General features: G+C 70.4%; 18 protein-coding genes. 6 read left to right on the forward strand and 12 right to left on the reverse strand.

Annotated elements, in window-relative coordinates:
• Positions 1-76 precede the first annotated feature (76 nt).
• The gene (locus UG56_RS13880) at positions 77-1414 is read left to right on the forward strand and encodes an ABC1 kinase family protein (RefSeq protein WP_045548099.1); all 1338 of its coding nucleotides are present in this window, start codon (positions 77-79) and stop codon (positions 1412-1414) included.
• Between the two features lie 5 nt (positions 1415-1419).
• On the opposite strand, the gene UG56_RS13885 is transcribed toward UG56_RS13880, so the two are convergent.
• The 8 genes from UG56_RS13885 to UG56_RS13920 all read right to left on the reverse strand — a co-directional run bounded on the left by UG56_RS13885 (position 1420) and on the right by UG56_RS13920 (position 9134).
• Positions 1420-1830 carry a VOC family protein gene (locus tag UG56_RS13885; protein WP_045548100.1) on the reverse strand — a complete coding sequence of 137 codons (411 nt, stop codon included), beginning with the start codon at positions 1828-1830 and terminating at the stop codon, positions 1420-1422.
• A 32-nt stretch (positions 1831-1862) separates the two neighbouring features.
• The gene (locus UG56_RS13890; protein ID WP_052693393.1) at positions 1863-2177 is read right to left on the reverse strand and encodes an SHOCT domain-containing protein; all 315 of its coding nucleotides are present in this window, start codon (positions 2175-2177) and stop codon (positions 1863-1865) included.
• A 113-nt stretch (positions 2178-2290) separates the two neighbouring features.
• Complete coding sequence (locus tag UG56_RS13895; RefSeq protein ID WP_084101054.1) at positions 2291-2986, reverse strand: GNAT family N-acetyltransferase; 696 nt, start codon at positions 2984-2986, stop codon at positions 2291-2293.
• Positions 2987-3020: 34 nt separating this feature from the next.
• A complete protein-coding gene (locus tag UG56_RS13900; RefSeq protein ID WP_045548102.1) occupies positions 3021-4298 on the reverse strand; it encodes an MFS transporter in 1278 nt (425 codons plus the stop codon).
• Positions 4299-4434: 136 nt separating this feature from the next.
• Positions 4435-4992 carry a pyridoxamine 5'-phosphate oxidase family protein gene (locus UG56_RS13905; protein WP_045548103.1) on the reverse strand — a complete coding sequence of 186 codons (558 nt, stop codon included), beginning with the start codon at positions 4990-4992 and terminating at the stop codon, positions 4435-4437.
• Positions 4993-5065: 73 nt separating this feature from the next.
• A complete protein-coding gene (gene ilvD, locus UG56_RS13910; RefSeq protein WP_084101041.1) occupies positions 5066-6913 on the reverse strand; it encodes a dihydroxy-acid dehydratase in 1848 nt (615 codons plus the stop codon).
• An 81-nt stretch (positions 6914-6994) separates the two neighbouring features.
• Positions 6995-8050, reverse strand: coding sequence for a hypothetical protein (locus UG56_RS13915; RefSeq protein ID WP_045548105.1), 1056 nt, complete (start codon positions 8048-8050; stop codon positions 6995-6997).
• Between the two features lie 16 nt (positions 8051-8066).
• Positions 8067-9134 (reverse strand): WD40/YVTN/BNR-like repeat-containing protein, encoded by a 1068-nt coding sequence (locus tag UG56_RS13920; RefSeq protein ID WP_045548106.1) that lies wholly within the window; start codon positions 9132-9134, stop codon positions 8067-8069.
• 137 nt (positions 9135-9271) lie between these two features.
• On the opposite strand from UG56_RS13920, the gene UG56_RS13925 reads away from it, so the two are divergent.
• From UG56_RS13925 to UG56_RS13945, 5 genes are all read left to right on the forward strand, one after another.
• Positions 9272-10033 (forward strand): HAD family hydrolase, encoded by a 762-nt coding sequence (locus tag UG56_RS13925; RefSeq protein WP_045548107.1) that lies wholly within the window; start codon positions 9272-9274, stop codon positions 10031-10033.
• A 23-nt stretch (positions 10034-10056) separates the two neighbouring features.
• A complete protein-coding gene (locus tag UG56_RS13930; RefSeq protein WP_256206636.1) occupies positions 10057-12678 on the forward strand; it encodes a glycoside hydrolase family 65 protein in 2622 nt (873 codons plus the stop codon).
• Positions 12679-12708: 30 nt separating this feature from the next.
• A complete protein-coding gene (locus UG56_RS13935; RefSeq protein WP_045548109.1) occupies positions 12709-13608 on the forward strand; it encodes an EamA family transporter in 900 nt (299 codons plus the stop codon).
• A gap of 121 nt (positions 13609-13729) precedes the next feature.
• Positions 13730-13987: a hypothetical protein gene (locus UG56_RS13940; protein ID WP_045548110.1), complete on the forward strand. Its 258-nt coding sequence runs from the start codon at positions 13730-13732 to the stop codon at positions 13985-13987.
• Positions 13984-14907, forward strand: coding sequence for an alpha/beta fold hydrolase (locus UG56_RS13945; protein WP_045548111.1), 924 nt, complete (start codon positions 13984-13986; stop codon positions 14905-14907). The genes UG56_RS13940 and UG56_RS13945 overlap by 4 nt, the downstream gene beginning before the upstream one ends.
• 187 nt (positions 14908-15094) lie before the next feature.
• Here UG56_RS13945 and UG56_RS13950 read toward each other — a convergent pair whose 3' ends face one another.
• The 4 genes from UG56_RS13950 to UG56_RS13965 are packed head-to-tail and all read right to left on the reverse strand — an operon-like array spanning position 15095 to position 19186.
• Positions 15095-15898, reverse strand: coding sequence for an ECF transporter S component (locus tag UG56_RS13950; RefSeq protein WP_045548112.1), 804 nt, complete (start codon positions 15896-15898; stop codon positions 15095-15097).
• On the reverse strand, positions 15895-17484 hold the full coding sequence (locus UG56_RS13955; protein ID WP_045548123.1) for an ABC transporter ATP-binding protein: 1590 nt from the start codon (positions 17482-17484) through the stop codon (positions 15895-15897). Before UG56_RS13955 ends, UG56_RS13950 begins: the two co-directional genes overlap by 4 nt.
• Positions 17481-18596 (reverse strand): energy-coupling factor transporter transmembrane component T, encoded by a 1116-nt coding sequence (locus UG56_RS13960; protein WP_256206630.1) that lies wholly within the window; start codon positions 18594-18596, stop codon positions 17481-17483. The genes UG56_RS13955 and UG56_RS13960 overlap by 4 nt, the downstream gene beginning before the upstream one ends.
• Complete coding sequence (locus tag UG56_RS13965; RefSeq protein WP_143055031.1) at positions 18593-19186, reverse strand: hypothetical protein; 594 nt, start codon at positions 19184-19186, stop codon at positions 18593-18595. The genes UG56_RS13960 and UG56_RS13965 overlap by 4 nt, the downstream gene beginning before the upstream one ends.
• Between the last annotated feature and the right edge of the window lie 8 nt (positions 19187-19194).

Raw genomic sequence — 19194 nt, forward strand, 5'->3', positions numbered from 1 at the left:
TCGTTCGCTGGCGCTCACTCATGCGGGAAGGCTACTTCGCAGGGTGCAAGTTGCGACCGACCGGCACAATTGCGGCATGAGTGATGCGGAGGGGTCGTCGAAGGGTCTGCCGCGGCGAGCGGCGACACGGACGGCCAAGCTGGCCGCGCTGCCGATGGGCTACGCCGGGCGCAAGGCGCTCGGGCTCGGGAAGCGGATCGGGGGCAAGCCGGCCGAGGCCGTGCTGGCCGATGTGCATCAGCGTACGGCCGATCAGCTGTTCCGCACCCTGGGTGAGCTCAAGGGCGGCGCGATGAAATTCGGGCAGATGCTCTCGATCATGGAGGCGGCGCTGCCGGAGTCGCAGGCGGCCCACTACCGCGCCCAGCTCACCCGGCTCCAGGACTCCGCTCCCCCGATGCCGACCGGGATCGTACGCGGCCTGCTGGCCCGGGATCTCGGACCGGAATGGTCCGACCAGCTGGTCGAGCTGTCCGAGGAGCCGGCGGCCTCCGCCTCGATCGGGCAGGTGCACCGGGGCCGGTGGGCCGACGGCCGCGAGGTGGCGGTGAAGGTGCAGTACCCGGGCGCCGACGAGGCGCTGCGCGCCGACCTGCGCCAGATCGGCCGGGTCGCGGCGATCGGCAACGCGGTGGTGCCCGGGATGGACATCAAGGCGCTGGTCGCCGAGCTGCAGGAGCGGGTCGTCGAGGAGCTCGACTACCCGAAGGAGGCCGAGGCCCAGCGCGTCTTCGCCGAGGCGTACGCCGATCATCCGCTGATCCACGTTCCCGATGTCGTCGCCGTGGGTCCGAGCGTGCTCGTCACCGAGTGGGTCGAGTCGGAGGGCTCGATCGCGAAGATCATCGCCGAAGGCACCCCCGAGGAGCGCGACCACTACGGCGAGCTGCTCGCCCGGTTCTGGTTCTCCGCACCGGGGATGACCGGGATGCTCCACGCCGACCCGCACCCGGGCAACTTCCGGGTCCTGCCCGACGGCCGGCTGGCCGTGCTCGACTTCGGGCTGGCGGCGCGGCTCCCGGACCGGGGTTTCCCGGAGGCGATGGGCCGGCTGATCCGGATCGCCGCGACCGGTGACGCCGACGCGCTGGTCGCGGGCCTGCGCCACGAGGGCTTCATCCGGGAGGGCATCAAGGTCGAGCCGCAGCACGTGCTCGACTACCTGGCCCCGTTCGTGACCCCGGCGCTCGAGGAGCGCTTCCGGTTCACGCGGCAGTGGATGCGGGAGGAGTTCAAGCGGATCAACGATCCCAAGGACCCCGCCTACACCGTCGGGCTCAAGCTCAACCTGCCGCCGTCCTACCTGCTCATCCACCGGGTCTGGCTCGGCGGGCTCGGGGTGCTCGCGCAGCTCAACGCGGAGGCACCGTTCCGGGAGATCCTCGAGGAGTACCTGCCGGGTTTCGCGGGCTGACCGGGTCAGGGCAGGACGGTCTGCCCCACCGGGCCGGGGTTGTAGGCGATCTCCCAGCGGACGCCGTCGGGGTCGGCGAAGTAGCCGGTGTAGCCGCCCCAGACGCGCTCCTCACCGGCCGACGCCTCGCGCCCGAGCGACCGGGCCAGGTCCAGCACGCTGTCGACCTCCTCACGGGTGGCGACGTTGTGAGCGAGGGTGAACGGCGCCACGCCGTCGGCGACGGCGATCCGGCCGACCTCCTCCTCGAACTCGGCCCGGTCCCACAGCGAGAGGATGACGTGCTCGCCGACGCGGATCATGAGCACGCCGTCGGCCTCCATCTCGGGGGTCCAGCCGAGGCCGTCGACGTAGAACGCCCGGCTCGCGGCCACATCGGCGACCGCCAGGGTGATGAAGCTGATGCGCTGGTCCATGGCAGTCACCCTGCCACGGACCAGCGGAGGTGTCAGGCGCCCTTGGCCGGTCCCGGCTTCTCGCGCAGGACGTCGCGACGCTCGCGATACTCGGTCTCGTCGATCTCGCCCGCGGCGTACCTCTCGGCCAGCCGGGCCTCACCCGCGCGCCGCGGTGCCTCGGCCACGCGCCTGCGGTTGTAGAGGACGACCGCGGTGATGATCGCCGCGATCACCAGGAACCACAGGATCGGGAAGATCGGCCAGAACGCCGGCGGCCCTCCCCCGTCCTGCCACGGTCCACCGTCTCGCCACGGACCCCAGTGGTCGTTCGCCACCATGGTCGCCACCGTCTCGTTGATGCTCATTGCTCGTGTCCAATCTGTCGGGCTTGCCTATGCCCTCCAGCGTGCTGCGCACGAGCCGCCGGCACATCGGCTCAGGAGCGGGGGCTGCGTACGCAATCGTGCGTACGCAGCCCCTACTCGGTCCGCAGCCGGCTGAGCTGACGCCCCTGCTCGTCGAAGTTCGCGGGGTCGAGCCAGCGCTCGTGGCTCTCCCGGACCGCAGGCCACTCCTCCGCGGTCACCGAGAACCAGTCGGTGTCCCGGTTGCGGCCCTTGACGACCATGTGGTTGCGGAACCGGCCCTCGTAGCGGAACCCCAGCCGCTCCGCGGTCCGACGGGACGGCTCGTTGAGCGAGTCGAGCTTCCACTCGAACCGCCGGTAGCCCAAGGTGTCGAACGCATGCCGCATGAGCAGGTGGATCGCCTCGGTCGCGGCCCTGGTGCGGGCCAGTGCGGACCCGAAGAGCACGCCGCCGACCTCGATGCTGCCGTTCCTCGGGTTGATCGCGTGGTAGCCCGCGACCCCGCTCGCCCGGCCCTCCCGCTCGCCCTCCAGCGGGACGAACGCGAACGGCACCACGTCGTCCGCGTCGACCAGGCCTGCCAGGTGCATCCACAGGTCCTGCAGCGAGGTCGGCATCGCGATCGGCCGGTAGGTCCACAGGTCCGCGTCGTCGGGGCCGCAGACCGCGGCGTAGAGATCCGAGTACTGCGCCGACGAGAGCGGCGCGACCCGGACGTAGCGCCCCTCGAGGGTCACCGGGTCGGGCCACGGCCGTGTCTCCCAGCTCTCGACGACGCCACCCACGGGATAGGAGAAATCGGTCACGGCGGTCATTGTCGCCGACCGCCGTGACCGATGCTCAGGAGACCGCCGCATCCGCCGCCGCGTCCACCGTGGCGAGCGAGCGCCGGGCGGCGCCGAGGGCGAGCATGCCGACCAGGCAGCCCAGGAGCAGAACCCCGGCCAGGACCATCACCGACTCGACCGCGAACCGGTCGGCGAGCGGCCCGAAGACGATCATCGAGACCGGCATCGCCACCGACATCACGATCCCGTAGAACCCGAACACCCGGCCGCGCATCGCGTCCTCGACCTGCTCCTGCAGGACGGTCGCCGCGGGCACCAGCAGCGTCTGGAAGAGGATGCAGATCACCAGGCCGGCGATCGAGAACATCCAGAAGTCCGCCGAGACGCCCAGCCCGACGACGAGCAGGCTGACGCCGACCGAGGCGGCCACCATCAGCCGCACCCGGCGCTTCACCTTGGGCCCGAAGACGGCCATCATCGCGCCGCCGAGGACCATCCCGACGCTCCAGAACAGCTCGTTGACGCTCAGCATCCAGACCTCGTCGCCGAAGCTGCGCGTGATCATCAGCGGGGTCAGGTGCGCCGGTGCGCCGGCCATGAACATGACGACGGCCACGAGCCCCATCACCCATCGCACCGAGGGGTTCCCCTTGACGTACCGGACACCGGCGAGGAGGTCACCGAAGTAGCTGATCGGTCCCGAGGAGTCGGCCGAGCGAACGGTCCTCGCCACCGGCACCAGGAGCAGCAGGAGTACGCCGACCACGGCCGTCACCACGTCGATGAAGAAGACCGAGACGATGCCGGTGCTCGCGTAGACCGCGGCGGCCACCGCCGGCGCGAAGAGCATCATCCCCGACTGGATGGTCTGCTGGACGCCGTTGACCCGCATCAGGTGCTCGGCCGGGACGATCTGCGGGAGCATCGCGTTGACCGCCGGTCCCTGGACCCCGGACAGTGCCGAGCGCACCGCCATCGCCACGAAGATCATCCACAGGTCACCGACCCCGCTCAGCATCAGCAGGGCGAGCACCAGGGTCGCCGCCGCGATCGTCGAGTCGGCCCCGATGATCAGCAGCTTGCGCGAGTGCCGGTCGGCCCACACGCCGCCGAAGACCGACACGATCGCTTGCGGCAGCATCCCCGCCGCGACGCTCAGGGTCAGCACCGCGGCCGACCCGGTCTGGACGGTGAGGTGCCACATCACCGCGTACCCGACGATCATCGAGCCCAACGACGACACCGTCTGGCCGCCCAGGAAGACCAGCAGATTCCGCTTCCACCGATCCGACCTCTGTTCCGACTTCTGTTCCGACCTCTGTTCCGACATCGCAACCACTCCCGCACTTCGGTGGGCCGCTCCGTCGGGCCCCTCACCCATGCCACGAACGGGGAGAAGCGAATCCGACAGGTTGTGAAGCTCAGAGTGACCTATAGGCCACTCTCGGCTTCACAACCCGGATCGGCTAGGCCGGGTCGAAGTCGAAGGCCGGCAGGCCATCCAGGCTGGTGGGGTTCTTGGTGCGCCGGTACTCGGCCGATCCCTCGACCCCCTTGCGCTCGAAGTACGGCCCGAGCAGGTCGCGCTCGCCGACGTACGACATCAGCGGGACGGCATAGCCGCAGGAGTCGGAGACCCGCTCGATGTCCACGACGACGACCGCGCGGGCGCCGGGGAGGTCGGTGAAGCGGCCGGCCAGGTCGGCGTACTCCTCGTCGTAGCGGGTCACCACCCGGCCACGGCCGTGGAAGCGGACGATGTTCGGTGCCCCGTCGAACGCGCAGAACATGACCGTGATCCGGCCGTTCTCCCGCAGGTGGGCGATCGTCTCGCTGCCGCTCCCGGTGCCGTCGACCCACGCGAAGGTGAGCTCGTCGAGCATCCCGAAGGTGCCCGGGATGCCCCGCGGCGACAGATTGACGTGACCCTCACCGGAGAGCGGTGCGGTGGCCACGAAGAAGACGACCTGACGATCGACGAACTCCCGCAGACGACCCTCGACGCGCGCATGAACCTTTCCCATGCGGCCGATGCTGCCAGCAGGTCCGCCGGGTCCGCCCGCGATATCCAGCGGGCGGACCTCCGGGTCGTTCTGGTTACTCCGGGACGTTGCGGTAGGCGCCGTCGGAGGCCGAGGTGGCCATCGAGGCGTAGGCCCGCAGAGCCGCGGAGACCTTCCGGTCACGGTTGGCCGGGGTGTAGGGCTTCTCGCGCTTCTCCTGGGCCACGCGACGCTCGTCGAGGACGATGTCGTCGACGTCGAGGGAGATCGAGCGGTTGGGGATGTCGATGGAGATCTGGTCGCCGTCCTCGACGAGCGCGATCAGGCCGCCGCCGGCCGCCTCCGGGGAGACGTGGCCGATAGAGAGCCCCGAGGTGCCGCCGGAGAAGCGTCCGTCGGTGATCAGCGCGCACTTCTGGCCCAGGCCACGGCCCTTGAGGAACGAGGTCGGATAGAGCATCTCCTGCATGCCCGGCCCGCCCTTCGGGCCCTCGTAGCGGATCACCACGACGTGGCCGGCCTCGACCTTCTTGCTGAGGATGCCGTCGACCGCGTCGTCCTGGGACTCGAAGACGATCGCGGTGCCGGTGAAGGTCAGGCACTCCTCGGGCACGCCGGCGGTCTTCACGACGCAGCCGTCGGGCGCGATGTTGCCGGACAGGATCGCCAGCCCGCCGTCGGCGGAGTAGGCGTGCTCGAAGTCGCGGATGCAGCCCTCGGCGGCGTCGGTGTCGAGGCTGGCCCAGAGGTTGTCGGTGGAGAACGCCTCGGTCGTACGCACCCCGCCCGGCGCGGCGAGGAAGAGGTCGAGCGCCTCCTGGCTGGGGTTCTCGGCGCGGATGTCCCAGGTGCCCAGCCACTCCTCGACGGTGGCGGAGTGGATGGTGTGGACGTCCTCGTTGAGCGCGCCACCGCGGCGCAGCTCGCCGAGCAGGGCAGGGATGCCGCCGGCTCGGTGGACGTCTTCCATGTGGTACTTCGGGCTGTTGGGGGCGACCTTGCTCAGGCACGGCACCCGGCGCGAGATCGCGTCGATGTCGTGGACGTTGAAGTCGAGCTCGGCCTCACGGGCCGCGGCGAGCAGGTGGAGCACGGTGTTGGTCGAGCCGCCCATGGCCACGTCGAGCGCGACCGCGTTCTCGAACGCGCTGCGGTTGGCGATGTTCCGCGGCAGGACGGACTCGTCGCCCTCCTCGTAGTAGCGGCGGCACAGCTCGACGATGGTGCGTCCCGCCTCCTCGAACAGCGCGCGCCGCTTGGCGTGGGTGGCGAGGGTCGACCCGTTGCCGGGCAGGCTCAGGCCGATGGCCTCGGTGAGGCAGTTCATCGAGTTGGCGGTGAACATGCCGGAACAGGAGCCACAGGTCGGGCAGGCGGAGCGCTCGATGACGCCGAGCTGCTCGTCGCTGACCGCCTCGTTGACCGAGAGCACCATCGCGTCGACCAGGTCGAGCTTGTCGTGGACGATCCCCTCGATGGCGGTCGTCTTGCCGGCCTCCATCGGGCCACCGGAGACGAAGACCACCGGGATGTTGAGGCGCAGGCTGGCCAGCAGCATGCCAGGGGTGATCTTGTCGCAGTTGGAGATGCACACGATCGCGTCGGCGCGGTGCGCCTCGACCATGTATTCGACCGCGTCTGCGATCAGCTCGCGGCTCGGCAGCGAGTAGAGCATCCCCGCATGGCCCATCGCGATCCCGTCGTCGACGGCGATCGTGTTGAACTCCTTGGCTACGCCCCCGGCTTCCTCGATCTTCTCGGCGACGATCTTGCCGAGGTCACGGAGGTGGACATGGCCGGGCACGAACTCGGTGAACGAGTTGGCGATCGCGATGATCGGCTTGCCGAAGTCGTCATCGGTCATGCCGGTCGCACGCCACAGCGCGCGTGCACCCGCCATGTTGCGGCCCGAGGTCGAGGTTGCGGAGCGAAGAGTGGGCATACCACAAGGCTAGACCCGGTGACGTACGTCTTTGCACACAGCGCCACGCGGTGGACGGTGATCGTCGGACCGCGCAGGCGCTCAGCGGAACGCCGGCGCCAGGCGGAGCGGGTGATCACCCCAACGGTCGAGGAGCTCCGTACGCAGCGACTCCACCCAGCTCACCAGCGGCCGCGGCCCGGGCAGCCCCGCAGCGAGTCCGAGGCGGGCGAGGGTCAGGGTCCGGCGTCCGGGCATCCGGTCGTCGTCGGCGAGGTGAGCGCTGTCGGCGTCCAGGGCGGCGGGAAGGAACCAGCTCACCGTGAGGATGCACCACAGCAACGTCGCCGCGTCCAGGTCGGCCGGGAACGTCGGCGGAGGGCCGTCGATGCCGTAGCTCGCGTCGAGATAGGCCTGGAGAGCGAGGGCCGAGATACCGTCCGGCACCTGCCACGCGCACCAGCACGACGGCCACGGCACGCGCAGATAGGCGGCCTCCCAGGCGCGGTGCCGGATCTCGGCGTGCTCGAAGTCGAGCAGCATGAGTCCGTCCGGACCGAGCAGGTTGTTGTCGGGACACGTGTCGCCGGGTGTCAGCGCGAGGTCCGGCCCCGTGCGCAGCGGGTCGAGCACGTCCTGGATCGCATCGGGGACGGCGTCCGCCCAGGGCAGTCCGTTCGTCGCGCAGAGCGTCGCGAGCGCAGGTCCGACCGCATCGAACACGCCGACGGTGGCATCGGTTGGTACGCCACCCGCCAGCGAGTCCCGGAAGACATCCAGCCGATCGGCCGTCCGCGCCTGCAGCTCGCCGACGGCCTGCGCCCACGCCAGGATCCGGTCGCGGCCGAGAGCAGCCTCGGACCCGAGCAGCGCGTCTGCGACGTCGGGTCCCCGACCGAGATCGGACATGACCACCACGGGCGGGTCCGCCCGCACTCCGATCAACCGCGGCGCGCGGACCCCGTCCGCCGCCTTCAGCCCGGCGGCCTCCCGCGACCAGGTCATCTCCTCCGGCTGGAGGTACTCCTTGACGATGAACGTCTCCGCGCCCGCCCGCACCCGGCGTACGACACTCCGACGGCTTCCGCCGAGCTCGGCCACCTGCTCGACCCGGTCCACCCCGAGAACCTCGGCCGCCACCTCGAGCGCATCAGCCATGCCGCGACGATAGCGGTCACACCTTCGCGGCCCTCACCACCATCACGTCGGGGATGTCGCGGAGGATCTCGCGCCAGGTCTCGCCGGCGTCGGCGGAGGCCCAGACGGAGCCGTTGCGGGCGCCGAAGTAGACACCGGCCACCTCGTGGTCGTCGGCGCACATCGCGTCGCGCATTACACCGACGTAGAAGTGGTCGGGCAGGCCCTTGTCGAGCGCCTCCCAGTGGTCGCCGGCGTCGCGGGAACGCCACACGATCGGCTTGGCCTCCGGTGGGTAGCGGGACTCGCCGGCGCCGATCGGGAAGGTGAAGATCGTGTCGGGCTCCTGCGGGTGGACCACCATCGCGAAGCCGAAGTCGGTGGGCAGGCCGTCGGCGATGGACTTCCAGGACTCGCCCTCGTCGTCGGAGCGGTAGACGCCGCCGTGGTTCTGCAGGTAGAGCCGCTCGGGGCGGGAGGCGTGGCGGGCGACCTTGTGGACGCACTGGCCGAACTCGGGATACTGCTGCCCCTCGGGCAGGAAGACCGCGATGATGCCGTTGTTGCGCGCCTCCCAGGTCTCGCCGCCGTCGCGGGTCTGGTAGACGCCGCCGGTCGAGATGGCAGCCGTCACCGAGTCGGGGTCGGTGGGGTGCGGCAGGATCGTGTGGAACGCCTGGCCGCCGAACCCCTCGTTCCACTCGGTGCGGTGCGGGTGGTCCCACAGGCCGCGGACGAGCTCGAAGGACGCGCCACCGTCACGGGACCGGAAGATCGCGCCGGGCTCGACACCGGCCCAGATCGTGCCTTCCGGCAGACCGGGCTGGAGCTGCCAGACCCGGGCCAGGCTCGCGTCGACGTCCTCCGGGAACGACATCGAGGTCTCGGTCCAGGTCTCGCCGCCGTCGGCGGACGTGCGCACCAGCGCACCCAGCCACAGCGAGGAGCATCCGGCGAGGATCCGCCCGGTCCCGGGCTCGATCATGGCGGAGTAGATCTCCTCCATGTCATGGTGCGGACCGGTGAACTCCCAGTCCTGGCGGGCGTCGTCAGAGCGCCCTATCCACAGACCCTTACGGGTCCCGACAAGCAGCTGCGTACCCATGTTTCCAGCATCCACCCGGTCGCGGTCTGTGGCCAGGAGATTTCGGCGAAAGAACGCCGAGGGAAAACATCCCGAGTCGGCGGTACCGAGAGGTCCGGATTCTTCGGCATGGGCGGCCCAGCCCCTAGCCTGAAGGCATGACCAGACCTGTTGCCTGGGAGACGTTCACCGCGATCCTCTTCGACCTCGACGGCGTGATCACGCCGACCGCGGTCGTGCACATGCGTGCGTGGGAGGAGATGTTCAACGCCTACCTGCAGGAGAAGAGTCCGGGGGCGCCGGCCTACACCGACCAGGACTACTTCGCGTACGTCGACGGCAAGCCGCGCTACGACGGCGTGCGTGACTTCCTCGCCTCCCGCGACATCACGCTCCCCGAGGGCACGCCGGCCGACCCGCCGGAGCTGGAGACCGTCTGTGGCCTCGGCAACCGGAAGAACAACGCCTTCAACATGGTGCTCGCGCGCGACGGCGTGGAGGCCTACCCCGGTTCGGTCGCCTTCCTGGACTATCTGGCCACGCTCGACGTCCGTCTGGGCGTGGTGTCGTCGTCCGTCAACGCGCCGACCGTGCTGAAGGCGGCCGGGCTGCTGGACCGGTTCGAGACGGTCGTGTCGGGAGCCGTCGCAGATGAGCAGGGACTGCCCGGCAAGCCTGCACCGGACACGTTTGTCTACGCCGGTAAGGTCCTCGGAGCCACTCCGAGCGAAGCCGTCGTTCTCGAGGACGCCGTCTCCGGGGTGCGCGCCGGCAAGGCAGGAGATTTCGCGCTCGTCGTCGGGGTGGATCGTGGCGCCGGCCACGACACCCTCACGGCTGCAGGTGCGGGCCTTGTCGTCTCCGATCTCGCAGAACTTGTCCCTGACCACCACAGCCCTGCTCGAGGAGCACAGCAGTGAAGACCAACGTCGGCCCGAACCCGATGGACCGGGCCCGTTACCCCATCGACCCGTGGCGGCTGGTGGAGACCAGCTACTCCCCCGACGATCTCGGCCTGACCGAGACGCTCTTCAGTGTCGCCAACGGCTATCTCGGCATGCGCGGCACCCCCGAGGAGGGGCGGCCGACCTACGCGCACGGCACCTTCATCAACGGGTTCCACGAGACCTGGCCGATCCGCCACGCCGAGAACGCCTACGGCTTCGCCAAGACCGGCCAGACCATCGTCAACGCCCCCGACGCCAAGATCATGAAGATCTACGTCGACGACGAGCCGCTGACCTTCGGCACCTCCGACCTGGAGGAGTACGAGCGGGTGCTCGACTTCCGTGAGGGCGTGCTGCGGCGGCATCTGGTGTGGCGTACGCCCTCGGGCAAGCGGGTCGCGATCAAGTCGACCCGGATGGTGTCGATGACCCAGCGCCACCTCTCGATCCAGACCCTGGAGATCACGATGCTGAGCGGCTCGGCGCCGATCGTGATCTCGTCCCAGCTGCTCAACCGGCAGGACGGCAAGGACGAGTACCACGTGCCGGCGGCCGCGCTCGGTGAGGGCATGGACCCGCGCAAGGCCTCCGCCTTCGACACCCGGGTCCTGCTGCCGCAGATGTCGGTTGCCGACGAGGAGCAGATGACCCTCGGCTACCGGTGCGCCAACTCCGGGATGACGATCGCGATCAGCGCCGCCCACCAGATCGACACCCCGGACCCGGTGGAGACGGTCGTACGTGCCGAGGACGACCTCGCCAAGACGGTCTTCCGGGTCGACGCCACCGAGGGCAGCACGCTGCGGATGCAGAAGACCGTGGCGTACCACACCTCGCGGGGTGTTCCGGTGCGCGAGCTGGCCGACCGCTGCGGACGTACGCTCGACCGGGCGATCCGCCTGGGCGTCGGCCACTTCGAGCGCGACCAGCGCACCTGGTACGACGAGTTCTGGTCGGCCGCCGACGTCGAGATCACGGCGTCGCGCGAGGACGACGCGGAGGACATCGCGGCGGCCCAGCAGGCGATCCGGTTCAACCTCTTCTCGCTCGCTCAGGCGACCGCCCGCACCGACGGTCTCGGCGTGCCCGCGAAGGGGGTCACCGGCTCCGGCTACGAGGGGCACTACTTCTGGGACACGGAGTGCTACGTCGTCCCCTTCCTCTGCTACACCCAGCCCGAGGTCGCCCGCAACGTGATGCACGCGCGCTCGGTGATGCTTCCCGCGGCCCGGCAGCGGGCGCTGGAGATGGCCGCCAAGGGCGCGCTGTTCGCGTGGCGCACCATCAACGGCCAGGAGGCCTCGGCCTACTACGCCGCGGGCACGGCCCAGGTGCACATCGACGCCGACATCGCCTTCGCGCTGATGAAGTACGTCTACGCGACCGGTGACACCGGCTACCTCGTCCGCGAGGGCGTCGACATCCTGGTCGAGACCGCGCGGATGTGGGCCGACCTCGGCTTCTGGCGCCACAACGGCGAGCCGTCCTTCCACATCCACGGCGTGACCGGGCCGGACGAATACACGACGGTGGTCAACAACAACCTGTTCACCAACGTGATGGCCCGCTACAACCTGGAGAAGGCCGTCGAGACCATGCAGATGCTCCGCACGGAGTATCCGCGTGAGTACGGGCAGGTCATGGGCCGGCTCGACGTCTCCCCCGAGGAGGTCGAGGAGTGGGGTCGCTGCGCGGCCGCGATGCACATCCCCTACGACGAGGGCCTGGGCATCCACCCGCAGGACGACAACTTCCTCGACCGCGAGGTGTGGGACCTGCCCAACACCCCCGACGAGGTACGCCCCCTGCTGCTCCACTACCACCCGCTGGTGATCTACCGGTTCCAGGTGCTCAAGCAGACCGACGTGGTGCTCGCCCTCTTCCAGCAGGGCAACCGGTTCACCGCCGAGGAGAAGCGGGCCGACTTCGAGTACTACGACCCGATCACCACCGGTGACTCCACGCTGTCCGCGGTCGTGCAGTCGATCATGGCGGCCGAGGTGGGCTACCAGGACGACGCTCTGCGCTACTTCTACGACGCGCTCTACGTCGACCTGCACAACATGCACGGCAACACCGTCGACGGGATGCACATCGCCTCCACCGGCGGCGTGTGGGGCGGGCTCGCGTTCGGCTTCGGCGGGATGCGCGACTACGACGGCAAGCTCTCCTTCGACCCTCGCCTGCCGGTCGAGTGGGGCTCGCTCATCTTCCGCGTCCAGTGGCACTCGACCCGGATGCAGGTCGCGGTCACCCGCGACCAGATCGTGTTCACCGTCGTGGACACCCCGGGCGAGGAGTTCGACATCCCGGTCAGCGTCCGCGGGGAGGAGTTCGTGGTCGCCAAGGGGTCGCCGGTCGTCGTGCCGCTCGCCGACCAGGGGCCGCGGATCGGCAAGCACCTCGACGAGGAGCCCCACGGTGGCGTACGGCCCGACGGGTCGCGGATCATCGCCACCGTGCCCACGCCCATCCCGCCGGAGATCTACGAACAGGACCACATCGAGCAGCACCCGATGGTCCCGCACGACGGCGCACGTGGGTCCGAGCGGCTCGCCGAGGAGGCCAACAAGGCCGCCAACCTGTCCAACATCTCGCAGACGGACTCCGCGCAGTAGCCGATCTTTACATGGTCCTAGACTGACCGGGTGGTTCAGCCCTTCTCACACGGTGGAGACTCTCTCCGGGCGAGGCTGGCCCACCCGGTCGTCCTGGTCCTGATCGGGATCGCGTCGGTCCAGGTCGGTGCGACGTTCGCCAAGTCGCTCTTCGACGAGGTCAGCCCGACGGCGATGGTGTGGCTGCGGCTGTCGATGTCCGCGCTGATCCTGCTGGCGATCACCCGGCCCCGGGTCCGCGGTCTGTCGCGACGCGACTGGCTGGTCGTGGTCGCCTTCGGGGCCTCGCTCGGGATGATGAACTGGGCGATCTACCAGTCCTTCGCCCGGCTGCCGATCGGGATCGCTGTCACCATCGAGTTCATCGGACCGCTCACGATCGCGCTGGTCACCTCGCGGCGGGCGCGCGACCTGGTCTGGGTCGCGCTGGCGGCGGCAGGGGTGGTGCTGCTCGGTCTCGAGCCCGGCCGGATCTCGGTCGTGGGCGTGCTGTTCGCGCTGCTCGCGGGGGTCTGCTGGGCTGCGTACATCGTGCTGTCGAAGGCGACCGGAGCGCGCTGGGAGGGGCTCGACGGGCTCGCCCTGGCCTCGACGGTCGCCGCGGTCGCGCTGACGCCTGCGGCGCTGGCGTACGCCGACGGGCTCGGGGCTCCGCACGTGTGGCTGGTCGGGCTGATGGTGGGCCTGATGTCGTCGGTGGTTCCCTACTCCCTCGACCTGGTCGCCCTGCGTTCGATCAAGCCGGGTCTCTACGCGATCCTGATGTCACTGGAGCCGGCCGCCGGTGCGCTGGCCGCGATCGTCGTCCTGCACGAGGGGCTCTCGGTCCTGCAGTGGCTGGCCATCGCGTGTGTCGTGGTCGCCTCGGCCGGAGCGACCCGCACCGGGAAGCCCGAGCATCACGTGCCGGCGGAGTCGACCCCGGCGTAGTGGGGTGTTTCACACAAGCGACATCAGAACGTCACTGACGTCGTACGTTCGGCTCACTACAGTTTGGTGACAACTCCCCCACCCTCATCCGGTTTCCCCGCCTGTCTCTGGAGTTGCTCCGTTGTCGACCATCACCGCCCCTGCGCCCACCACCGCCGTCGCCCAGATGGCCGCACTCTTCGCCGCGCGCACCGCCGGGCGAATGGTCGGCCCGTTCCTCCGACCGATCCAGCTGCTGCTCGCCTGGCCGGTGGCCTCGCAGCTCGTCGCCCGCCACAACGCCAAGGCCGCCGAGGAGGCGCTGCTGCTGCGGCGTGCCGAGCGTGAGGATGTCCAGCACTATCTCCAGCTGCTCGCATCGGAGAGAATGACCGCATGACGGTTCCCCGGGCGATGGCCGAGTCGACGGTCGCGTTCCGTGACGTGCTCTCCGACGACGGAACGCTGATCCGCGCCTGGACCAACGACCCCGAGGGTGTGATCGACGGTCCGACGGTGCTGCTCTGCAACGGTCTGGGTACCAGTCCGTGGAACTGGCCGGCCCTGCTGCACACCTCGTGCGGCGTACGCGTCGTCTCCTGGCAGCACCGCGGCACCTCTGGCTCGGCGCGCCCGAAGGACCTGGAGCAGACCACCTCGAGACACTTCGCCGAGGACGCGCTGTCGGTGATGGACGCCTTCGCGCTCCTCCGGCCGGTGGTGATGGGCTGGTCGATCGGAGTGAACACGGCGTTCGAGCTGGCCGCGGACCACCCCGAGCGGGTCGCCGGCATCTTCGGTGTCGCCGGTGTTCCCGGGGACACCTTCAAGTCGATGCTGGGGCCGTTGCCGCTGCCCGCCCCCGCGGCCGCGGTCGTGACCCGCACCGCCGCGAAGGTGCTGCGCCGCACCGGCTCGCTCATCACTCCCGTGGCGACCCGCCTCGAGCTCGGTCCCCGGGCGATCGAGATGTTCTCGAAGGCCGGCCTGATCGGCAAGGTCCCCGACCCCGAGCTGGCCGCGGCCGCTCTCGCCGAGTTCCTGACGACCCCGGTCGAGTGGTACTTCCACCTCGCGCTGCGCACCTCCCAGCGCCGCTCGGTCTCGCCGCGCCGGATCAAGGTGCCGGTCGTGCTGGTCGCCGGCACCCGGGACCTCATCGCCGGTGCGCGCCACATGTCCCGGGTCGCCGCCGGCCTCAGGAACGGCACCTTCGTCGAGCTCGACGGCACCCACTTCGTGCAGATGGAGCAGCCCGACCGCGTCCATCAGCTGCTGCTCGGTTTCCTCGCCCGGGTCGCCGAGCACCAGCGGGCCTGACCAGCGCCGAGACGTCACACCGGTCGGCCGAGACGTCAGGTGCGCAGCTGCGGCGAGCTGTAACACGTCGTTCGTAGGACTACTCGCCCTATCGGAACGACCGGATAGTCCTACGAACGACGTGTTACACGTGCGGCGCCGGCCAGATCTCGACCGACGTACGTGACGCCTCGGCCGACGGGAGCGCCTACTCGACCGACCGGAGGGACGCCTCGGCGGGGGTGATCATGGCTCGGCGGGCGGCTCGGCGCAGAGTGGCGAGGACAGCAGGGCCGAGGAGGGCGATCGCGACGGCGGTGGTGATCGCGCGCATCGTGTCCCAGCTGCTGGTCGAGGTGACCAGGGTGTAGCGCAGGAAGGTCGCCAGGTTCTCGCCGAACGCGGCGCCGGGCTCGTAGGAGAGGTTGCCGCTCGCACCCGGCACCGTGACCCCGGTGAGCAGCGGCCAGCCCTGCAGGTTGAGGAGGAGGCCGTAGGCGTAGGAGGCGAAGATCCCGTACGCCGCGAGCATCGCGACCTCCCACCGGCTGCTCGCGCGCGGGCCGCGCGGCAGGAGGCCGGCGCCCATCGCCACCCAGGCGGCGCCGAGCATCTGGTAGGGCAGCCAGGGGCCGACCCCGGCGGTGACGAGCGCGGCGACGAACAGGCTGGTGCAGCCGAGGACGAACCCGAAGGCGGGGCCGAAGACCCGGCCGCCCAGGATGAGCATGAAGAAGACCAGCTCCACGCCACCGGTGCCGGCGGAGATGGCCCGCAGCACGGCCTCGATCGCACTCAGGACGCCGAGCAGCGCGATCATCCGGGTGTCGATCCCGCCCGCCGCGAGCTCGCTGAGTAGCACCACCAGCATCAGCGGGAGCAGCGCGAGGAAGACGAACGGCGGCTGCACCCGCTCGTAGCCGTGGAGCAGCAGCGGCCACGCGAACATCATCAGCCCGGCCGCCGAGATGATCGCGAGCAGGAGGGCCGTGCGCGGCGAGAACCGGATCATCCCTCCCCCACCGCCTCGACGATCTCGCGTACGTGGAGCCAGCCCGGGCCGAAGACCTTGCTCACCTGGGGCGCGAACGCGGGCGACTCGGCGGTGACGCTGCGTACGTCGCCGGCGGAGACCACCTCGCCGTCGGCGAGCACCACCACGTCGTCGGCCGCCTCGGCGACGAACTCGACGTCGTGGGTCGCGACCAGGACCGCCTTGCCGGCTCCGGTGAGGTCGCGAAGAATCTCGGCCAGGGCGTGCTTGGCGGCATAGTCGAGGCCGCGGGTGGGCTCGTCGAGGAGCACGACGGGCGGGTCGGCGCTCAGGATCAGCGCCAGTGCCAGGGCGAGGCGCTGGCCCTCGGAGAGGTCGCGCGGGTGCTGGTCGTCGGGGATGCCCGGGACGAGGCTGTCCAGGATCTCCCTGGTCCGCGGGCCGCCGGCGTCGCACTCCTCGGCCACCGTCTCCAGGTAGAGCAGGTCGGCCGCGGTCTGCGGCAGCAGCCCGACCAGGGTGCGCCGCGCCTCGGGGCCGAGGGCCGCCGGGTCCTTGCCGCCGACGTCCACCGACCCGGCCAGGCGCTTCTGGGTGCCCTGCAGCGTCCACAGCAGCGTCGACTTGCCCGAGCCGTTGCGCCCCATCAGCGCCGTCACCCGCCCGGCGGGCAGGTCGATCGAGACGTCGTGCAGGACCGGCGTACGTCCTCGGGTGACGGTGAGGCCGGAACTTCTCAGGCTTTTCCTGCACTTCTCTGGTGTTGCATTGCCAGAGAAGTGCAGGGATACCCGGTCAACCGGGTATCCCAACGCCTTCGCCCGCCGCCTAGCATCCCGCACCGTGAGCGGCAGCGGCGACCACCCGAGCTCACGCCCGAGCTCGACGAGCGGCGGCACGACGGGCGAGTCCTCGAGGATGTCGGCGGGCTCGCCGACCGCGACGGAGCCGTCGCCGACGAGGAGCGCGATCCGGTCGGCGAACGGTACGACGCGCTCGAGGCGGTGCTCGGCGAGGACGACGGAGGTGCCGAGGTCGTGCACCAGCCGGGTGATGGTGGCCAGGACGTCCTCGGCGGCGGTGGGGTCGAGCGCGGAGGTCGGCTCGTCGAGCACGACGACCCGCGGGTGGGTGGTGAGGACGGAGCCGATCGCGACGCGCTGCTGCTGCCCGCCGGAGAGCGTACGCAGCGACCGCTGCCGCAGCTCGGCGATCCCGAGCAGGTCGAGGGTCTCCTCGACCCGGCGCCGCATGGTCGCGGGCGGGAGGCCGAGCTGCTCCATGCCGTAGGCGAGCTCCTCCTCGACCGTGTCGGTGACGAAGCCGGCCACCGGGTCCTGCCCGACGTAGCCGATGATCCCGGCGCGCTCGCGCGGCGGCGTACGGATGATCGAGGTGCCGTCCAGCAGCAGGTCGCCGTCCAGAACACCGCCGGAGAACCGCGGCACCAGGCCGGCGAGCACGCCGAGCAGGGTCGACTTGCCGGAGCCGGTGGGGCCGGAGACGAGCAGCAGCTCGCCCTCCTCGACGGTGAGGTCGACGTCCTTGAGCACGTGCTCGGAGGAGTCGGGCGGGGTGAAGGTGATCCCTCGCAGCTCGATCATGCGACTGCCTCCTCGTGGACGAGCGATGACGCCGGAACCGGCGCGGCGACGGCCGGGACCAGCCCGACCAGCACCCCAGCCATGGCGGTCAGCGTGACCGGCGGGACGGTGCTCACGCCCGGGAAGGCCACCGGCACCTGGGAGCGGGCGACCCACCAGCCGACGGCCACGACGAGCACACCGCTCAGCGCCACCACGACCTCCGGCCAGCGCCACCGGTCGGCCCGGTAGACGGTGCGCGTCACCCGCCGGCCGGCGAGCGCCAGCCCACCGGCAGCGGCTGCGACGCCGAGCACGAGCATGGTCCCCGCCAGCCAGCCGGGGGTGGTGCCGTCGAGCACCGCGTAGACGCCGACGCAGAGCCCGACGAGCGAGACCAGCATGAGCGCCGAGGTGAGGCGCCGGGTGGCGACCGGGACCCCGGCCGTACGTCCGTAGCCACGCGTGTCCATCCCCGCCGCCAGCGCCATCGAGCGCTCGAGCGCGTCCTCGAGCACCGGGACCAGGAAGCGGCGCAGCCGCTTGACCCTCCCGGTCGCGCCGGCGCGCAGCCGCTGGGCGGCGCGGACACGCTGCACCGACTCGGCCAGCTGGGGCAGCACCGTCACCGCGACCACGACGGCGGTGCCGATCTCGTAGAGCGCCGGCGGCAGCGACCGCAGCAGCCGCTTCGGGTTCGCCAACGCGTTGGCCGCGCCGACGCAGATCACGATCACGCCGAGCCGCATCCCGTCGTAGAGGCCGGCCAGCAGCGCCTCCCGGGTGAGCGGCCCGAGCAACCTGATCCCGAGCACCCAGTCCGGGAGCGGGATCTCGGGCAGGTCGACGAGCACGTGGCCGGGCACCGCCCCCAGGAGCACCCGGAAGAGCACCCGCGTCGCGACGATGAACAGCGCGAGGCCGACGTAGAGCCGGAACGCCTTCGCCCACGGCTGCTCGCCGCGACGGGCAGCCACCACGACCGAGACCACTCCCACCAGGAGCAGGAGCAGCAGCGGATTGGTGGTGAAGGACGCGTACGCAGCCAGCCCGATCGCCCACACCCACCAGGCGACGGGGTGCAGATCACGGGGCAGGCGCGCGATCGTGGCCGTGCGGACCATGGTGCTCATCGACGGCGCCACCAGACGACACCGGCGACGGAGAAGAGGGCGAGGATCCCGGCCGGAGCGACCCAGGCGGGCAGCTGCTCGGGCTCGGCGGACGGTCGAGAGTCCGAGTCCTCCGGAAATAACTCCGGCGACGGACTCGAGGGCGCCCCCACAGCATCCCCGAGCACCGTCGCCGGAGCGGTAACGACATCGTCGTCTATCCACGTGAACGCAACACCCTGCCCTGAGGTCACGCTGATTTCGGTAACATTTCTGGAGGCATAGCTCCAGGCCCCGGAATCGTCGGTGACCCACAGCGACCAGTACGCGTCGGCGGGCGGCATCTGGGCGCAGCCGGCCGTCTTCGGCCGGCCGTCGATGCGGCACACGACGCTGGGCATCGAGGTCACATAGGTCAGCGGATGACCGGCCTTCTCGAACAGGTCGGCGCCGGTGTCACCCTCGTCGGGCCGGACGCAGGTGACCTCCGGCTCCCCGCCCAGCGCGTTGGGCTCGACCACGACGGTGACGCCGTCGCACGCCTCGGCGGCAGAAGCCGAGGCCGGGGCGACGACGGGTGCGGTGGCCCCGGCGAGGATCGCCAGGGCCACCAGAGCGG

The sequence above is a fragment of the Nocardioides luteus genome, assembly GCF_000960475.2.
Classification (GTDB): Bacteria; Actinomycetota; Actinomycetes; order Propionibacteriales; family Nocardioidaceae; genus Nocardioides; species Nocardioides luteus_A.